Here is a 922-nt window from a genome sequence, read left to right as displayed (position 1 = left end):
TAGTTTAGCCATCACGTTATCTCTTATAATGGATACAATACACCTTAATAATAAAAAATGTTTGGATTATTTAAACAAGCAAACCAAAAAATAGAATTCACAAAAGAATATTTTAATGTTCTGAAGAAATCAGTACCTGCTCTTAAACTTATTAGCTTAAAAGAGTTAGAAATAACTACAGAATTTCAAGAAAATGAACATAAACATTTCTTAGGAAACGCATTTAATGAATACATCAATGATGAAGATTCAAAATTAGAAATTATAAAAAGATATATTGAATCATCAATAAATACTTATTATAACAAAACTACATATTCAATAAATGAAATCGTTCCTATAATAAAATCACAGAAATATCTTGATGAATTAATCAGAATAACAAATTCAGAAGAAATAGATTTAGTATATGAAAAATATAACTCAGAACTATTCATCTTCTATGCTATGGATTCTGAAACTTCTATAAGTTATATTCAACAAGAGGATCAAGTAGATTTGGAACTACCTCTAAAAGATTTCAAAGAATTATCAATTGAAAACCTCATCAATAAAGTTTCTATTAAAAAATATGGTAAAGAAGGTTCTTATATGTTATCAGCAGGAGGAGACTTTGAAGCAAGTTTAATTCTAGTAAAATCTTTATGGGACAAAGCAAACTTTAATGTTGACGGAGATATTATTATAAGCATTCCTTCTAAAGATGTTATCTTAATTACAGGAAGTAACAATACAAAAGGAATAGAAGAACTAAAAAAGCAGACAGAAGAAATTTTCAACTCAAGTAATTACACTATATCAAATTCATTATTTATTCTTAAGGATGAAGAATTTGTAAATTATTAATACAAGAGATAACAACAGCTAAAACTCCAAGTCTCGGGCGACGCGCCCTCGCTCGTAGTTTAGCAATTTCGTTGTG

General features: G+C 26.9%; 1 protein-coding gene. It reads left to right on the top strand.

From position 1 onward, the window contains the following. The first annotated feature begins 57 nt into the window (after positions 1–57). Complete coding sequence (locus tag HGP29_RS28215) at positions 58–846, top strand: DUF1444 family protein (protein WP_168885811.1); 789 nt, start codon at positions 58–60, stop codon at positions 844–846. The last annotated feature ends 76 nt before the right edge of the window (positions 847–922 follow it).

It is taken from the genome of Flammeovirga agarivorans, assembly GCF_012641475.1.
Taxonomy (GTDB): domain Bacteria; phylum Bacteroidota; class Bacteroidia; order Cytophagales; family Flammeovirgaceae; genus Flammeovirga; species Flammeovirga agarivorans.
The sequence above is the reverse complement of the archived record's forward strand: the minus strand, read 5'-3'. Positions and strand labels throughout refer to the sequence as shown.